Annotated in this window: 12 protein-coding genes; 4 read left to right on the forward strand and 8 right to left on the reverse strand. The window is 60.8% G+C overall.

Annotated features, from left to right (window positions below; translation table 11 throughout):
* Positions 1-34: 34 nt before the first annotated feature.
* Positions 35-997, reverse strand: coding sequence for a zinc-binding dehydrogenase (locus tag DYL61_RS29695; RefSeq protein WP_135311333.1), 963 nt, complete (start codon positions 995-997; stop codon positions 35-37).
* Positions 998-1135: 138 nt separating this feature from the next.
* Here DYL61_RS29695 and DYL61_RS29700 point away from each other — a divergent pair, with 138 nt between their 5' ends.
* Entirely contained in the window at positions 1136-3217 is a 2082-nt protein-coding gene (locus DYL61_RS29700; RefSeq protein ID WP_193559470.1) for a carboxy terminal-processing peptidase, read from the forward strand.
* Positions 3218-3335: 118 nt separating this feature from the next.
* Complete coding sequence (locus tag DYL61_RS29705; protein WP_238704627.1) at positions 3336-5099, forward strand: bifunctional diguanylate cyclase/phosphodiesterase; 1764 nt, start codon at positions 3336-3338, stop codon at positions 5097-5099.
* On the opposite strand, the gene DYL61_RS29710 is transcribed toward DYL61_RS29705, so the two are convergent.
* From DYL61_RS29710 to DYL61_RS29725, 4 genes are all read right to left on the reverse strand, one after another.
* Positions 5096-5467 carry a hypothetical protein gene (locus DYL61_RS29710; protein WP_005786715.1) on the reverse strand — a complete coding sequence of 124 codons (372 nt, stop codon included), beginning with the start codon at positions 5465-5467 and terminating at the stop codon, positions 5096-5098. The two genes, DYL61_RS29705 and DYL61_RS29710, sit on opposite strands and share 4 nt — an antisense overlap.
* On the reverse strand, positions 5464-5805 hold the full coding sequence (locus DYL61_RS29715) for a helix-turn-helix domain-containing protein (RefSeq protein WP_135311336.1): 342 nt from the start codon (positions 5803-5805) through the stop codon (positions 5464-5466). The genes DYL61_RS29710 and DYL61_RS29715 overlap by 4 nt, the downstream gene beginning before the upstream one ends.
* A 96-nt stretch (positions 5806-5901) precedes the next feature.
* Positions 5902-6357 (reverse strand): YkvA family protein, encoded by a 456-nt coding sequence (locus tag DYL61_RS29720; protein WP_135311337.1) that lies wholly within the window; start codon positions 6355-6357, stop codon positions 5902-5904.
* A gap of 713 nt (positions 6358-7070) precedes the next feature.
* Positions 7071-7811 (reverse strand): BamJ family beta-barrel-assembly machinery protein, encoded by a 741-nt coding sequence (locus DYL61_RS29725; protein ID WP_105698851.1) that lies wholly within the window; start codon positions 7809-7811, stop codon positions 7071-7073.
* A 247-nt stretch (positions 7812-8058) separates the two neighbouring features.
* On the opposite strand from DYL61_RS29725, the gene DYL61_RS29730 reads away from it, so the two are divergent.
* Positions 8059-9867 (forward strand): di-heme-cytochrome C peroxidase, encoded by a 1809-nt coding sequence (locus DYL61_RS29730; protein WP_135311338.1) that lies wholly within the window; start codon positions 8059-8061, stop codon positions 9865-9867.
* The gene (locus DYL61_RS29735; RefSeq protein ID WP_135311339.1) at positions 9864-11033 is read left to right on the forward strand and encodes a catalase family protein; all 1170 of its coding nucleotides are present in this window, start codon (positions 9864-9866) and stop codon (positions 11031-11033) included. Before DYL61_RS29730 ends, DYL61_RS29735 begins: the two co-directional genes overlap by 4 nt.
* Here the strand turns inward: DYL61_RS29735 and DYL61_RS29740 are convergent.
* From DYL61_RS29740 to DYL61_RS29750, 3 genes are all read right to left on the reverse strand, one after another.
* Complete coding sequence (locus tag DYL61_RS29740; protein ID WP_135311340.1) at positions 11025-11939, reverse strand: LysR substrate-binding domain-containing protein; 915 nt, start codon at positions 11937-11939, stop codon at positions 11025-11027. The genes DYL61_RS29735 and DYL61_RS29740 overlap by 9 nt on opposite strands.
* An 83-nt stretch (positions 11940-12022) precedes the next feature.
* The gene (locus DYL61_RS29745) at positions 12023-14032 is read right to left on the reverse strand and encodes a CocE/NonD family hydrolase (RefSeq protein WP_135311341.1); all 2010 of its coding nucleotides are present in this window, start codon (positions 14030-14032) and stop codon (positions 12023-12025) included.
* Between the two features lie 84 nt (positions 14033-14116).
* Positions 14117-15700 (reverse strand): BCCT family transporter, encoded by a 1584-nt coding sequence (locus DYL61_RS29750; RefSeq protein ID WP_135311342.1) that lies wholly within the window; start codon positions 15698-15700, stop codon positions 14117-14119.
* Positions 15701-15951: the final 251 nt, after the last annotated feature.

The raw sequence follows: 15951 nt of genomic DNA on the forward strand, positions 1-15951 counted from the left end.
CCCCCTCCCACATTGACCTCATTTCAATTCAAGGTCAGGTGAGGTTTTCATCAATCACCAACACCAACTTTCCGGAAATCCGGTTAGTCGCCAACTCGGCAAACGCCGCCTCGGCATCCTTGATCGGGAAGGTCTTGGCCAGTTGCGGGCTCAGGCGCCCTTCGACAAACAACGGCCACACATGCTGGCTCAGGTCACTGAACAGGTCAGCCTTGAACTGATCACTGCGGCTGCGCAGGGTCGAGCCCAACAACTGAATACGCTTGCCCAGCACCTGCGCCAGATCCAGCTTGGCCTCGCGCCCGCCCATCAGACCAATCAGCACCCAGCGACCATCCAACGCCAGCACCTTGAGATCCAGGGCCGCATAATCACCGCCCACCGGGTCGAGAATCACATCGAACGGCGCAAAATCCCGCAGCGCCTCGATGCCATCGGTACGCACCACGCCCCCTTGGGCGCCCAGTGCTTCGCAGTACGCCAGGCGCTCGGCCGAGCCGACGCTGACCCAGCACGGGCTGCCAAACGCCTTGCACAGCTGGATCGCTGCCGAACCGACGCCACTGGCGCCCGCATGCAACAACACCTTCTCACCCGGCTTGAGGCCCGCCAGTTGGAACAGGTTCAGCCACGCGGTGCTGTACACCTCGGGCAGTGCCGCAGCTTCGATCAGCGACAGGCCTTCCGGCACCGGCAGCACATGCCGTGCATCCACCACCACTTCCTCGGCCATGCCGCCACCGGCCAGCAGTGCGCAGACACGATCACCGACTTGCCAGGACGAGCCCGCGCCGACTTCGCTGATCACCCCGGAACACTCCAGGCCCAAGACATGGCTGGCACCCGGCGGCGGTGGATAGAGCCCGGCACGCTGCAATAAATCGGCGCGATTAAGTCCTGCAGCCGACACTCGAATGCGAACTTGGCCTACATCGCAGGTCGGACTGGGTTCATCCAACCACTCCACATGACCGTCAACGCCTTGCAATGCTTTCACAGTGCCTCCATAGTGAGTCTGGACTGAGCCCGTAGCTGTATCGCCGGGCTTTTTGCATTATGCGACCGGACCATATGGAACCGGCTCCCTCAAAGACGGCCTAATATGCGTTATCAATTGCCCCCGCGTCGAATCAGCATGAAGCATTTGTTCCCCAGCACCGCCCTCGCTCTTTTCATTGGTCTCGGCTTCGCGTCGATGTCGACCAATACGTTCGCAGCCAATAGCTGGGACAACCTTCAGCCAGATCGCGATGAGGTGATTGCCAGCCTTAACGTCGTCGAGTTGCTCAAGCGCCATCACTACAGCAAGCCGCCGCTGGACGACGCTCGCTCGGTGATCATCTACGACAGCTACCTCAAGCTGCTGGACCCGTCGCGCAGCTACTTCCTGGCCAGCGATATCACTGAGTTCGACAAGTGGAAAACCCAGTTCGACGACTTCCTCAAGAGCGGCGACCTGCAGCCCGGCTTCACCATCTACAAGCGCTACCTGGACCGCGTCAAAGCGCGTCTGGACTTCGCGCTGGCTGAGTTGAACAAGGGCGTCGACAAGCTCGACTTCACCGAGAAGGAAACCCTTCTGGTGGACCGCAAGGACGCTCCCTGGCTGACCAGCACCGCCGCCCTCGACGACCTGTGGCGCAAACGCGTCAAGGACGAAGTGCTGCGTTTGAAGATCGCCGGCAAAGAGCCCAAGGCGATTCAGGAACTGTTGACCAAGCGCTACAAGAATCAGTTGGCGCGCCTGGACCAGACCCGTGCCGAAGATATCTTCCAGGCCTACATCAACACCTTCGCGATGTCCTACGACCCGCACACCAATTATCTGTCGCCAGATAACGCGGAAAACTTCGATATCAATATGAGTCTGTCGCTGGAAGGCATCGGTGCCGTCCTGCAAAGCGACAACGACCAGGTGAAGATCGTGCGTCTGGTGCCGGCAGGTCCGGCCGACAAGACCAAGCAGGTTGCTCCGGCAGACAAGATCATCGGCGTGGCCCAGGCCGACAAAGAGATGGTCGATGTGGTTGGCTGGCGCCTGGACGAAGTGGTCAAGCTGATCCGTGGGCCGAAAGGCAGCGTGGTGCGCCTGGAGGTGATTCCGCACACCAATGCGCCGAACGACCAGACCAGCAAGATCGTGTCCATCACCCGTGAAGCGGTGAAGCTCGAAGACCAGGCCGTGCAGAAGAAAGTCCTCAACCTCAAGCAGGATGGCAAGGACTACAAATTGGGCGTGATTGAAATCCCGGCCTTTTACCTGGACTTCAAGGCGTTCCGCGCTGGCGATCCGGACTACAAGAGCACCACCCGCGACGTTAAGAAAATCCTGACAGAACTGCAGAAGGAAAAAGTCGACGGCGTGGTCATCGACCTGCGCAACAACGGCGGCGGTTCCCTGCAGGAAGCCACCGAGCTGACCAGCCTGTTTATCGACAAGGGCCCGACCGTGTTGGTACGCAACGCTGACGGCCGTGTGGATGTGCTGGAAGACGAGAACCCGGGCGCCTTCTACAAAGGCCCGATGGCGTTGCTGGTCAACCGCCTCTCGGCCTCGGCTTCGGAAATTTTCGCCGGCGCCATGCAGGACTATCACCGTGCGCTGATCATCGGCGGCCAGACCTTCGGCAAAGGCACCGTGCAGACCATCCAGCCGCTGAACCATGGCGAACTGAAACTGACGCTGGCCAAGTTCTACCGGGTTTCCGGGCAGAGCACCCAGCACCAGGGCGTGCTGCCGGACATCGATTTCCCGTCGATCATCGACACCAAGGAAATCGGCGAAAGCGCCCTGCCGGAAGCCATGCCGTGGGACACCATCCGCCCTGCGATCAAGCCCGCGTCGGACCCGTTCAAGCCATTCCTGGCACAGCTCAAGGCTGACCACGACACCCGCTCCGCCAAGGATGCCGAGTTCGTATTCATCCGCGACAAGCTGGCCTTGGCCAAGAAGTTGATGGAAGAGAAAACCGTCAGCCTCAACGAAGTGGACCGTCGCAAGCAGCACGCCGACATCGAGAATCAGCAACTGGTGCTGGAGAACGTCCGCCGCAAGGCCAAGGGCGAAGACCCACTCAAAGAGTTGAAGAAAGAAGATGAAGATGCGCTGCCTACCGAGGCGGAAAAAACCAAGCCGGAAGACGACGCCTACCTGGCCGAAACAGGCCGGATCCTGCTGGACTACCTGAAAATCAGCAAACAGGTGGCCAAGCAGTAAATGATGGCGATTTAATGTGATCGCTCCTTGGAGTGTCATCATATAGACATCATTCTGTCGTGAAATGAAGGACCGCAGGCTCCCCGCCTGCGGTCCTTTTTTTTCGATCGAGATCGCCATGACCATGACCGAACAGCTGAATGCATTGGGCTCAATCCTGGCTCAAGGCAGTTTGCACAGCCTGTTCCAACCGATCATCTGCCTGTCCGAACGGCGCATCCTCGGCTATGAAGCCCTGAGCCGTGGCCCGTCCAACAGCCCACTGCACTCCCCCGTCGCGTTGTTCTCGGTGGCCAGCCAGGCCGGGCGTCTCAGCGAACTGGAAATGGCCTGCCGCGAAAGCGCATGCCGGCGCTTCAACGAGCAGAAGCTGCCGGGCAAGCTGTTCCTGAACGTCTCGCCGGAATCCTTGATGGAGACCGCGCACCAACCGGGACGCACCCTGCAACTGCTGCATGACTACGGCATCCCGCCAAGCCAGGTGGTGATCGAACTCACCGAGCAAACGCCCACCGACGATTTCGACTTGCTGCAAACCGCCCTGCACCACTATCGCAATATGGGGTTTTCAATTGCCCTCGATGACCTGGGCGCCGGTTATTCCAGCCTGCGCTTGTGGTCGGAGCTGCGCCCGGATTATGTGAAGATCGACCGGCACTTTATCGACGGTATCCATCAGGATGCGCTCAAGCGCGAGTTTGTCGGCTCGATCCTGCAAATCGCCAAGGCCTCGCGCGCGCAGGTGATTGCCGAAGGCATTGAATTGCCCGAAGAGTTGGCGGTGCTGACCGAGATGGGCGTGGATCTGGTCCAAGGCTATTTGCTTTGCCGTCCGCAGGAGCAACCGCCACAGGAAGCCCGGCAGATGTTGCCTAAGCCCGACAGCGCCAGCGTGGCGCTCAACGAAGAAGGCAGCGACCTCAGCGCCTTGCTCAACGAGCAACCGGCGATGGACCAGGACACCGCCACCGCCAAGGTGCTGGAGGCGTTCCGGCGCCAGGCCAATCTCAATTCCCTGGCAGTGTTGGATGGGCGTGGCCACCCGGTGGGCATCGTGCATCGGCATTCGTTGTCGGACGCGCTGCTCAAGCCGTTTGCCACCGACCTGTTTGCGCGCAAGCCCATCAGCCGCTTGATGAGCACCGATTTTTTGGCGGTAGAGCTGAGCCAGTCCCTGCAACAAGTCAGCCGTTTGCTCACCAGCCGGGCACGGCAACGGATCGAAGAAGATTTCATCATCACGCTGAATGGCGATTACTTGGGGCTGGGCCGGGTGATCGATGTGCTCAAGCTGATCACCGAGCTGAAAATCCAACAAGCACGCTACGCCAACCCGCTCACCCTGCTACCGGGCAACGTGCCGATCCAGCAGTGCCTGGCGCGGCTGTTGCAGCAACAACGGGAGTCGGTGATCTGCTACGTGGATATCGACAGCTTCAAGCCGTTCAACGATATCTACGGTTATGGGCGTGGGGATGAAGTGTTGTTGTGCCTGGCGCAGTGCCTGAACGACCGGGTGGACCCCAGCCGCGACTTTGTCGGGCATATCGGCGGTGATGACTTCTTGCTGGTGCTGGGCCCGCAGGACTGGCGCAAGCGGCTCAACCAGTTGCTGGATGACTTCCATACCCAATGCCGGCGCTTCTACCGCGCCGAACACCTGGACGCCGGCTGCTTTGTGGCGTTGAACCGCCAGGGGGTACGCCAGGAATTTGCGCTGTTGTCGCTGTCCATCGGTGTGGTGCATTTATATCCACAGGCCTGTGGACAACTCGATGCCAGCCAACTGGCAGAGTTGGCATCCCAGGCCAAGCACCATGCCAAGGACATGGCCGGTTACAGCATCCATGTGATCGACAGCATGGACAGCGTACCGGTTTAAGCTTCGGCGGACTCTGGATACTCGTACTCGAACACCCGCACCACCTCGGAGGCATGCCAGGAGGCGGCGGCCACGCCGTCGGAGGGCCCGCTGAAACGGCCCAAACGCTCCACACACTCAAAGAAGCCGGTACGCGGCAAACGGCTGGCGCCCTGGCTGATCACCAAGGAACTGCGCAGTGGCTGCTCGGCCTTGGCATCGAGTGCGGCCAAGTGCTCCAGGGCGGCGGCCAGGGTTTGCATAGCTGGCGTGGGGAATTGCAGGCGCTCCAGCAGCGCGCGGTAGGTCAGCAAATGGCGCTGGCGGCGCGCCTGATCCAGCTCGTTGAGCAACCCATCCCAATGTTGACGGCTGATACGTAGGCTCAAGATTCATCCCTCCAACCTGCAACGCCCAATTCCCAGGCCAGGCTGCGGCGGATTGCGGCATCCGGCTGGCGTTCACCACTTTCGATCAATCCCAGGTACGAGGGGCTGATGCCCACCGTGCGGGCCAGTGCTTCAATCGCCAAACCCTTGGTTTCGCGCAGGCCGCGCAGGTCTGCAAGCGGGCGCAGATCCTGAGCGGGTTCGGCTTGGGCAGTCGTAGCAGAAGGAGGTGGTGTCGGTTGTTGCTGACCGGCCGCTTTTAGCAGCGCCTGGTACTGGTCCCATGGCAACACCGCGTATTCGGGTTCGCCATTGCGTGAAATGATCTGAATATCCATGACTGCCCCGTAGGATAACTGCACTTACTGAGTAAGCTCTTTCCTTAGGAGTGTAATCCTAACAGCCACAAAGGTCGCAGGGGGATATCCAGGTTGTCAGTTTTTTTGCGGATTTTCCTTCGCCAGCATGGCGGGCGTCGCAGGCAAGCGCTCAACCACGGCGAGCTTTTCCGGGCGCTGCGCCTCCCGCCAGGCGCGAAAGGCGCTCAGTTCGCCGTCCAGCGTCTTCATGACCCACGCCAGTACTGCGATGTCATCGAGCATGCCAAATACCGGGATAAAGTCCGGGATCGCGTCGATAGGGCTCAGGAAATACATCAGTCCCGCCACCACCGAGATCAACGCCTTGGGGCTGATGGCCCGATACTCCCCACGCCAGTAGGCCAGGCACAGGGCCTGGAGCAACCTGAGATCGTCCTTGAGCCTGCCCAGCCGGTTACCCTGGCTTGAGCCCTTGGCAGCCACGGCAAACAGCAACGTCGGCAATCGGCCACGACCGAGCAAACGTGCGGCCATGGGCAGGAAACGGGTGAAATTGAAGGGTGGTTTCATTCGTCACTCCAGTTCCAGGCAACCTGAAATGTTATCCACACAAATTGTGGATAACCTTGTGAACAGAGCCTGTTTTGCAGGCTGAAAGCCACGGTCTACATGGCTTGCAGTTAGATCGGGCGTTTTTTGCGCACATCAAAAAAACCCAAGATTTCATTGACTTGGTGTTGATCTGCGGCTACCCGTACTCGAGTGTTATATCAGACTGTTGCCCGCCGCAGACGTTCGGTTGGATCTGCGGTGGCTTCAATGTGGGAGGGCTTGCCCCCGATAGCTGTGTGTACGGCGCTGGAGCGTTTGGGTTGGAGTACATATCCGTTATTTAGGTGAAGGCTGATATCGGTTCCGCCCTTACGGCGGGTCACTTTTGAAAAGAGCCGGGATGCCGGCCCAGCCAAAAGTAACCAAAAGGCTCTTGCCCCACCACTCGGTGCCTCGCCTAGGCTCGGCATGCCCTCACTCCGGCCAGCGTGGTTTAACGGGGCGCCTAAGATCAAAAGCCAGAGCCAGAGCCAGAGCAGATCAATATATTCAGAATTGTGGAGATCAAAATGTGGGAGGGGGCTTGCCCCCGATGAGGGAGTGTCAGTTAACAAATTTGTAGCTGATACACCGCAATCGGGGGCAAGCCCCCTCCCACATTTAAAGCAGTCAGCATAAGGCAGAAACAACAACGCCCCGTCGAGACGGGGCGTTGTGTGTTCAAGCGCTGCTTACTTCTTGGCAGCCGGTGCAGCCGGTGCATCAGGAGCGTCAGCCTTGGCTGGGTCCTTGATGGCCAGCAGCTCCAGGTCGAAGACCAATACGGAGTTGGCTGGAATCGCCGGGCTCGGGCTCTGCGCGCCGTAGGCCAGGTCGGAAGGAATGTACAGCTCGACCTTCTCGCCCACGTGCATCAGTTGCAGGCCTTCGACCCAACCCGGGATCACACCGCTGACCGGCAGGTCAATCGGGCTACCGCGATCCACGGAGCTGTCAAACGTAGTGCCGTTGGTGAGCTTGCCGGTGTAGTGAACAGTCACCACGTCAGTCGGCTTAGGCTGTGCGCCGTCGGCTTTCTTGGTGATCTTGTACTGCAGACCGGAAGCGGTGGTGACCACGCCGTCTTTCTTGGCGTTGTCTTCGAGGAATTTCTTGCCGGCGGCTGCCGACTCTTCGCTCATTTTGGTCATGCGTTCTTCAGCACGTTTTTGCAGTGCGGCAAACGCTTCAACCAGTTCGTCGTCTTTGAGCTTCTGCTCTTTTTTGCCGACGGCGTCTTCGATGCCTTGGGCTACTGCCTTGGAATCCAGGTCATCCATGCCTTCTTGGGCCAGGCTCTTGCCCATGTTCAGGCCGATGCCGTAGGAAGCTTTTTGCGCCGGGGTTTTCAGCTCTACGCTGGTCTGCGAATCACAACCCGCAAGTACCAGGCTAACCAGGGCCACCGCCGCCGCCAACCGATGCTGTTTCATGCTATTTCCTTGTTCATGCGCCAATAGGGCATTTGAATAAAGTCGCGAGCTTATCAGGCGGCCACGACCAATGGCTACCGGCATCTGAGCAGGAAACTTCTGATAAGTTCACGTGTTTAAAAGCATTTTCATCCATGATGAGGGCCCGCGACGGATCGTGGGACAGCCCCTGACAGCGCTCATGGCCACTTGCCGCACTTGTGGCGTGGTGGCATAACTGCGCTACAACACGACAAGGATAGCCAGCTTGCGCATTTTTACCCGTGCCTTACTCCTGATCTTCATGCTGATAGGCCTCGCCCTGGCGGTGGTGATCTACTTCATTCTCAACCCCAAACTCCCGGACTACGTGCCCGTGCAGCAAGTGCACTACCAAAACCAATGGAGTGCCGCTGACCGCCAGACCTACTACTTCACGCCCCAGGGCACCCAGGTAAAAGGCCTGCACTACGACTGGTTCACCGCCCTTGAATTGCCGTTCTCGGAACAACGCTTTGCCACGCCGGAGTACCTGGCGCGCTTCGGCTTCCTGGTCGACCCCAAACAAGCGCCCACCGCCCAAAACCCTGGCAACCTGCCGGTGGGTTTCGCCCGGCACAAGAATGCCGACAGTAACGTCGAATACCTGGACATCACCTGCGCCGCCTGCCACACCGGCGAATTGCATTTCAACGGGCAGGCCCTTCGCGTGGATGGCGGCTCGGCCCAGCATGTGCTGCCCTCCAGCGTACCGACCCTGCGCGGCGGCAGTTTCGGCCAGGCCCTGGTTGCCAGCCTTGCCGCCACCTATTACAACCCGTGGAAATTCGAACGCTTCGCCCGCCAGGTACTGGGGGACCGCTACGAGGCTGAGCACAAACAACTGCGCCAGGACTTCAAGCAATCCCTGAACCAGTTCCTCAAAGTGGCCTGGAATGACACCCACCGCGGCCTCTACCCCACCGAAGAAGGCCCCGGCCGCACCGACGCATTTGGCCGAATCGCCAATGCCAGCTTTGGCGATGCCATTTCCCCGGACAACTACCGCGTCGCCAATGCGCCGGTGGACTACCCGCACCTGTGGGACATCTGGACCTTCGACTGGGTGCAGTGGAACGGCTCGGCCCAGCAACCCATGGCGCGCAATATCGGTGAGGCCCTCGGCGTCGGCGCGACCCTGACCTTCTTCGACAGCGCCGGCCAACCCTTGCAAGGCGATGCGCGCTACCCCTCCAGCGTGCGCGTGCGCGACCTCAACCTGATCGAAGAAACCCTGCAACGCCTCAAGCCGCCCACCTGGCCCGAAGAGTTGTTCGGAGCCATCGACAAGCCCCTCGCCGCCCAGGGCCGTGCACTGTTCAGTGAAAACTGCGCCGGCTGCCATGTGCCCACCGTCACCCAGGAAAACGGCCGCCCGGTGCAACAGTTGAAAATGCTCCCGGTGGACTACATTGGCACCGACCCTGGCACCGCCAGCAACATCGCCGACCAACGCTACGACCTCAGCGCCCTGCAATGGGACCCGGCGGAACTGGCCAAGCTCAACGTGGAGCTGCACCCGACGCCGACCGAACCCCTGGACCTGAAAAAAATGTCCGTGGCCAAGGGCCTCGCGTACGTCACCGCCTTTGTGGAAGACCACGCCTACCGCGCCGCCGGGGTCACCCCGGCCGAGCGCCCCGGACTGGACGGCTTCGGCCTACCCATCGGCGTACGTGAACTGCGTGCGTACAAAGCGCGGCCATTGGCCGGCGTGTGGGCCACCCCGCCGTTCCTGCATAACGGCTCAGTGCCGACGATCTACCAATTGCTTTCGCCCCAGGACGAACGCAGCACCACCTTCTATAAAGGCACCTTCGCCTACGACCCGCGTCACCTGGGTTTTGAGACCGGCGCGTTCAAGAACGCCTTTTTTTTCGATACCAAAATCACCGGCAACCACAACAGTGGCCATGAATTCCGTGCCGGCAAGCAAGGCAACGGCGTGATCGGCCGCGGCCTGCTACCGCAGGAGCGCTGGGCGCTGCTGGAATACCTCAAAGTGCTGGGCGGCCCGCTGGAGCAACAACTGCCATGATGATTCGATCCCCCTACGACCGACCTTCCCTGCTCGCGCGCCTGTGGCTGCGCATCGGCGCGTTTCTGGGCAAGACCTTGCTGTGGCTGGTGGGCCTCGGCCTGCTCGGCTGGCTGGCCAGCAGCGCCTGGTACGCCTGGCAGCACAGTGGCCCGGTGTCGCCGAATGAACAGATTCCACCCGGCGAAGCGGCGATGACCCAGGGCATCATCCAGACGGCGGTGCGCATCGTTGACCAACACCGCGAAGGCACCCGCTACCTGCGCGATGCCCACGCCAAGGCTCACGGTTGTGTGAAGGCCGAAGTCAACGTGTTGACCGATCTCGACCCGGCCCTGCGCCAGGGCGTGTTCGCCGAACCGGGCAAGACCTGGCAGGCGATGATGCGGCTGTCCAACGGTAACGCCTATCCGCAATTCGACAGCATCCGCGATGCCCGGGGCATGGCGCTCAAGCTGTTGGACGTGCCGGGCAAGCAACTGCTGGCCGACCAGCAAACCCGCACCGAGCAAGACTTTGTGATGTTCAGCCACCCCAACTTCTTTGTCAGCGATGTGGCGGAGTACGCGCAGAACATCGGTGCTCAAGCGGACGGTAAAAAGGTGCTGGCATTCTTCCCCAAGGTCGACCCGCGCAGTTGGCAAGTCCGTCACTTGTTTATCGCCCTGGCAACCCTGGCGCCTGCCCCGGCCAGCCCGACGCAGACGACGTACTTTTCCGTATCGCCCTACAAGTTCGGCGCGGCCAACGCCAAGTTCCGGGTCGCGCCAGACCCACAGAGTTGCCCGCAATACACGCTGCCCAAACAGAATCAGGACCTGCCGAATTTCCTGCGCAGCGCCTTGAGCCAACAGTTATCCACCGACCGCACGCCGGCCTGTTTTGTGTTGCAGATCCAGCGACAGAACCCGCAGAAGTTCATGCCGATCGAAGACACCAGCATCGAATGGAAGGAAAGCGATGCGCCCTACGAGACGGTGGCCAAGGTGCGTATCCCGGCACAGGATTTCGATACCCCGGAGCAGAACCTGGCCTGCGACAACCAGTCGTTCAACCCCTGGTTTGGCGTAGCGGAACACCGTCCCATTGGCGGCATCAACCGCCTGCGCAAGGCGGTGTACGAAGCGGTCAGCGACTACCGCCACAGCCGCAACGCCTCACAGTGACGCCAACAACCACTGCTGAAAACTGCGCACCGCCGCAGGTGGATTGCGATGGTGGGGTTGCATCAAGTGCAGGCGGCCCCGGCTGTGCATGGTATGGGGCAAGGCCATTTGCAGGCGCCCGGCGGCCAGCTCGCCTTCCAGCAGGCGCTTCCAGCCAAGCGCCACACCATGGCCCATGACCGCTGATTGCATCAACAGCTGATAACTGTTGGTGCGCAGCGCGTGGCGTGGGGTGTGGTAGTGCTCGTCAGCGTCGGCAAACCAGTCGGTCCAGGTCAGCCAGTCGTGGTAATGGTCTTCGACGATCAGCAAGGTGTGGGCGTGCAGTAAATGGGGCACATCGCGGATCGGTCCGTGGCGCTCGATATAACCAGGGCTGCACACGGCGATGACCTGCTCGCTGTCGAACACCGGCGACAGTTCCAGGCCGTGGGGCGGCGGCAATTCGTCGAGGTGATAGAACAGGCCCAGGTCGTACTCGCTCACATCCAGGTGGCTGGGGCTTTCGCTGCACAGGATGCGAATGTCCAGGTCCGGGTGTTCGCGCTGGAATTGCGGCAACAGGCCCGCCAGCCAGATCGAGCTGATGGTCGGCGTGCTGGCCAACGTCAGTTGGCGGTCGGCACCGCGACGGCGCAACTCGGCGGACTCGCGGTCGAGTTCACGCAGCAAGCGCTGGATGGTGCGAAAGTAACGCACCCCGGCCGGCGTCAGGCTCAAGCCCTGGGCCAATCGATAAAACAGCGGGCGCGCCAGATCTTCCTCCAAGCGTTTGACCTGGCGGCTTACCGCGCTTTGGGTGAGATTCAGCTCATGGGCCGCCTGGGTAAAGCTCAGATGGCGGGCCGCCGCTTCAAAGGCTTGCAGGCAATTGAGGGGTGGAAGATCGACGTTTCGGCGCGACATGAACAATTCCAATGGCAGATACGGGCCCAGGTTTCCCCAGGCCCGTAGAGATCACGTGGGCAGGCATCCTGCCAGTTGTCCGCTTACAGTGCGACCCTGGCCACGCGTTTGCTCCACTGGCGGCGGTGTTCCAGCTGGCCGTTTTCCCAGGCGGTCTGCTCGGCTTCGACGTAAAACCACTTGGCGTCGGCGTGCACGCTCAAGCGGCTTTCCACTTCAACGGCCCACGCATCACGCGCGACGCGGTAGTGCCACTGGATATCGGCACGGGTCGACAGCGGATCCCACGGCAAGGTGCGGTATTGCTCGGTGCAACGTTGATCCACCGCCAGGCCATGATCGGCAAAACGTACCGAGCCCAAGTCGTCTTCGATCTTCACGCAGACTTCGCCGCTGCCCACATCTTCGATCAGGGTGCGTTTCGGTGCGGCGGCGCGCAGCACGTCCAGGTTGGCCGGGGTCGCCGATTGTGGTGCTTCGAACGGGCAGTCCACTGGGTCACCGGTGAACACCGGTAATTGCAGGCTTTGCACGGCGGGCAGCAGCGTCAGGATGGTCAGCTCACGGCTTGGCCACAGCAGCGGGAAACTGGCGGTGCTCAGGGCCAGGCGTAAACGGTAGCCGGCAGGCAAGCGCATGCCGATGTGATCGAGGTTTAACTGCACGTCCATCGCTTCACCTGGGACTACAGGGGTTACGTGGGAAAAGTCTTCACGAAGCGTGAGATTCAGCACGCCGTAGCTGATCTGCGTGACCTGGCCATCGGGCGCTATCGCATTCAGTCGGGCGACCAATTGACCACAGGCGGTGTCGCTGGCCAGACGCAGACTGAGGCGTGCGTCGCCCAGCAGCGCAAGAGGTTCGGTCAGGGGCTGAGAGTCGAAGCACAGCGCGTGGGCATCATCGCGGCGTTGGTCCGTCGGGCCATCAGGGCCAAACCAAATGGCGCAGTACTCACCCTGATGCAGGCCGGTGGTCAGCGGCGAGCAGACACTGCGCGGCGTCGCCAAGGGTTGTGCGCCACGCTTGAGGCCGCTGTCGCCGAGACTGAATTCGGTCCATTGCACCTGCGGATCAGGCCACCCCGCCGTCTGCACCCAGATCCCCGGCCGCTCGGCGTAACTGCCCTTCGGCGGCAGAATATCCTGTAGGTAAAATGAGCAGGCGGCGTCATCCATCACCCCATTATCGATGCCTTTCAGCCAGTGATCCCACCAGCGTTTGGCTTCTTGCAGAAAGCCGATGGCGGGATTGGGCACGGCGAAATGCGGGTATTTGTGAATCCACGGGCCGATCATGGCTTTCTTCGGGCCCGGCAGGTTCTCCATCAAGCGTGAGACGGTGTTGCGGTACGCATCGCCCCAGCCGCCCACTGCGTAGACCGCCGCCTTGATCTTCGAATAGTCCTCGCACACCGAGCCGTGGCGCCAGTAGTCATCACGGGTCTGGTGTTGTAGCCAGGTTTCGGCGAGCAGCGGCATGGCGTCCAAACGTTGGTGCCACAAGTCTTTCCAGTCGTCGCCGACCAACAATGGATCGGGCACGGCGGCGCTGAAATTGAGCATGGTCGCGGCCCAGCCGAAGTTCTCCATCAGCAGGTTGCCGCCCTTGTAATGGATGTCATCGGCAAAGCGGTCGTCGGTGGAACACAGGGTGATGATCGCCTTGAGCGCCTCCGGTTGGCGCGCTGCGACTTGCAGGCCGTTGAAGCCCCCCCAGGAGATGCCCATCATGCCGACGCTGCCGTCGCACCAAGGCTGTTGGCACAGCCAGTCAATCACTTCGAGGGCATCGTCCTGTTCCTGCAACAGGTACTCATCGGCCATCAACCCTTGGGATTCGCCGTTGCCGCGCATGTCGACGCGCACGCACACATAGCCCTGCCCTGCCATCCAAGGATGGGTGAGCGCGTCACGCACGGCGGTGCCATCGCGCTTGCGATACGGCAGGTATTCCAGGATCGCCGGGAAGGTCTGCAAACCGGCGACTTCCGGCAGCCAGATGCGTGCGGCCAGTTGGGTGCCGTCTTTCAGGGGGATCAGGCAGTGCTCGATTTCACGGACCTTGTAGGCAAACTCGGTAACGATTTCCATCGGTAACTCCACACATTTATTGCGAACAAACGACTCCTCCGCGCCCCGAGGGGAGCGCGTGGGGAGACACACAGTGTTAATGATTCAGCGGGCGTATTCCGTCACGGGGCTGGCACCACGCAGGACTGGCTCGGGTGCAGGCTGTCGGCTCTTTAGATCGAGCAGCGTAGGATTTTTTAACCAAAATATCAGCGAAGTACTGGCCAGCAGCACCAGAATCATCCCCGGCAGCCCGCCAAGATTGGAGAGCATTTTCACCCCGTCGATGCCGATGAACGAGACCATCACCCACGACACCGTGCCGATGATCACGCCCCAGACAATCTTCAACACCGGGTTGCCGTCGAGGTCGGAGTCGGCGGTCACGCCTTTGCTGCACAGGTTGGCGATCACGTCGGTGCTGGAGTCCGCCGCCGTGACAAACGAAATGAACGCCACGAACAGCAGGAACGCAATCATCAGGCCGCTGGCCGGCAGTTGCTGGAACATCTGGTACAGCACGTGCTCCACACCTTGCTCGTTGAGCACGCGATTGAGGCTGCCATCGCCCAGCGCATCGAAGTACAGGCTGGTGCCGGAGAAGATGCAGATCCACACCGCCGTGAACAGCGCCGGGTAAAGCATGTTGATATGAATGAATTCACGCACGGTGTACCCGCGGCCGATCTTGCCGAGGAACAGCGCACTCACCGGGGCCCAGGCAAACCATACCGACCAGTAGAACACCGTCCAACTCTGTGGCCAGGTGTCGCCACTGGCGGCGCCGGTGAACAGGCTGCGGCTGAAGAAGGTGTCGAGGTAGACGCCGAGGGATTCGACGCCAAGGCTGAACATGTACAGCGTCGGCCCACACAACAGCACAAACAGCCCCAGGGCCAGCATGATCCAGGTGTTGAACGACGACAGCATCACGATCCCGCGTTGCAGGCCGCTGGCGGCCGAAGCGACGAAGGTGATGACGATGATCGCGATGATGATCCCCAAGCGAAACGGTGTGGTCTCGCCGCCGATGTATTGGCTGAGGCCACCGGACAAGGTCAGCGCGCCGGTGCCCAGGGACGACGCCATGCCGGCCACCAGGGCGAACATCGCCAGGGTGTCGATCAACCCGGCATAGCGTTTGACCCGTGCGGTGCCGAGCAGCGGCTCCAGCATCGCGCCGATGGAGAAGTTGCTGCGACGGTTATAGAACACCAGCGCAAACACCAGCGAGGGCACCAGGTAGATCGCGTACGGAGTGATGGTCCAGTGCAGGAACATCGTCGACATCGCGAAGCTCTTGGCGGCTGAACTCCCCGCTTCGATGGGCAGGCTGGTGGGTGGGCCGTACAGGTGGTAGAGCGGCTCGGCGGTGGTCCAGAACAACACGCCGACGGCGAGCGTGGTGCACAGCGCCACCATGAACCAGCGCCATTTGCTCAGCAACGGCTGGGCCTCTTCGCCGCCAATCCGCACCTTGCCCAGCGCAGAGAAATAGACGATGGCAGTCAGCACCACCATGGCGAACGAGCCGGCACTGAACAGCCAGGAGAAGTTTTTCAGGATCACGCTGTTGAGCTGTTTGCTGACCGCAAGGAATGCATTCAGGTCGACGTAGCTGGCGATCACCGCCGCCAGCAGAATCAGGAAAGTTGGCCAGAACACCAACGGACGCAATGGATATTTCATGTAGAGCCGTTCCCCTTGCAGACTATTTTTATCGCCTCGAGAGGCCATTGTTAGAAAGCGGGCACCGCAGCATCCTGCTGCCGATGGCCTGCCTGGAAGTCTTCGCGTGGCTATAGATAACCGTTTAAGCGGCAAGGGGTGCAATCGACCAATGTGCATGGGGGTATTCCGCCACGTCATGACGCACCAGCAGCGTTCAGGGCGAACAGCCGATGCACAACGGCAAGGCGTTGGAGGGTCAAATCGCAGGC

Source organism: Pseudomonas nabeulensis, assembly GCF_004682045.1.
Lineage (GTDB): Bacteria > Pseudomonadota > Gammaproteobacteria > Pseudomonadales > Pseudomonadaceae > Aquipseudomonas > Aquipseudomonas nabeulensis.

What these genes read in the sequence shown, in the direction of transcription:
- DYL61_RS29700 (WP_193559470.1), top strand. Translation starts at nt 1,136, where the DNA reads ATGAAGCATTTGTTCCCCAGCACCGCCCTCGCTCTTTTCATTGGTCTC.
- DYL61_RS29705 (WP_238704627.1), top strand. Translation starts at nt 3,336, where the DNA reads ATGACCATGACCGAACAGCTGAATGCATTGGGCTCAATCCTGGCTCAA.
- DYL61_RS29715 (WP_135311336.1), bottom strand. Translation starts at nt 5,805, where the DNA reads ATGGATATTCAGATCATTTCACGCAATGGCGAACCCGAATACGCGGTG.
- DYL61_RS29720 (WP_135311337.1), bottom strand. Translation starts at nt 6,357, where the DNA reads ATGAAACCACCCTTCAATTTCACCCGTTTCCTGCCCATGGCCGCACGT.
- DYL61_RS29725 (WP_105698851.1), bottom strand. Translation starts at nt 7,811, where the DNA reads ATGAAACAGCATCGGTTGGCGGCGGCGGTGGCCCTGGTTAGCCTGGTA.
- DYL61_RS29735 (WP_135311339.1), top strand. Translation starts at nt 9,864, where the DNA reads ATGATGATTCGATCCCCCTACGACCGACCTTCCCTGCTCGCGCGCCTG.
- DYL61_RS29740 (WP_135311340.1), bottom strand. Translation starts at nt 11,939, where the DNA reads ATGTCGCGCCGAAACGTCGATCTTCCACCCCTCAATTGCCTGCAAGCC.
- DYL61_RS29745 (WP_135311341.1), bottom strand. Translation starts at nt 14,032, where the DNA reads ATGGAAATCGTTACCGAGTTTGCCTACAAGGTCCGTGAAATCGAGCAC.
- DYL61_RS29750 (WP_135311342.1), bottom strand. Translation starts at nt 15,700, where the DNA reads ATGAAATATCCATTGCGTCCGTTGGTGTTCTGGCCAACTTTCCTGATT.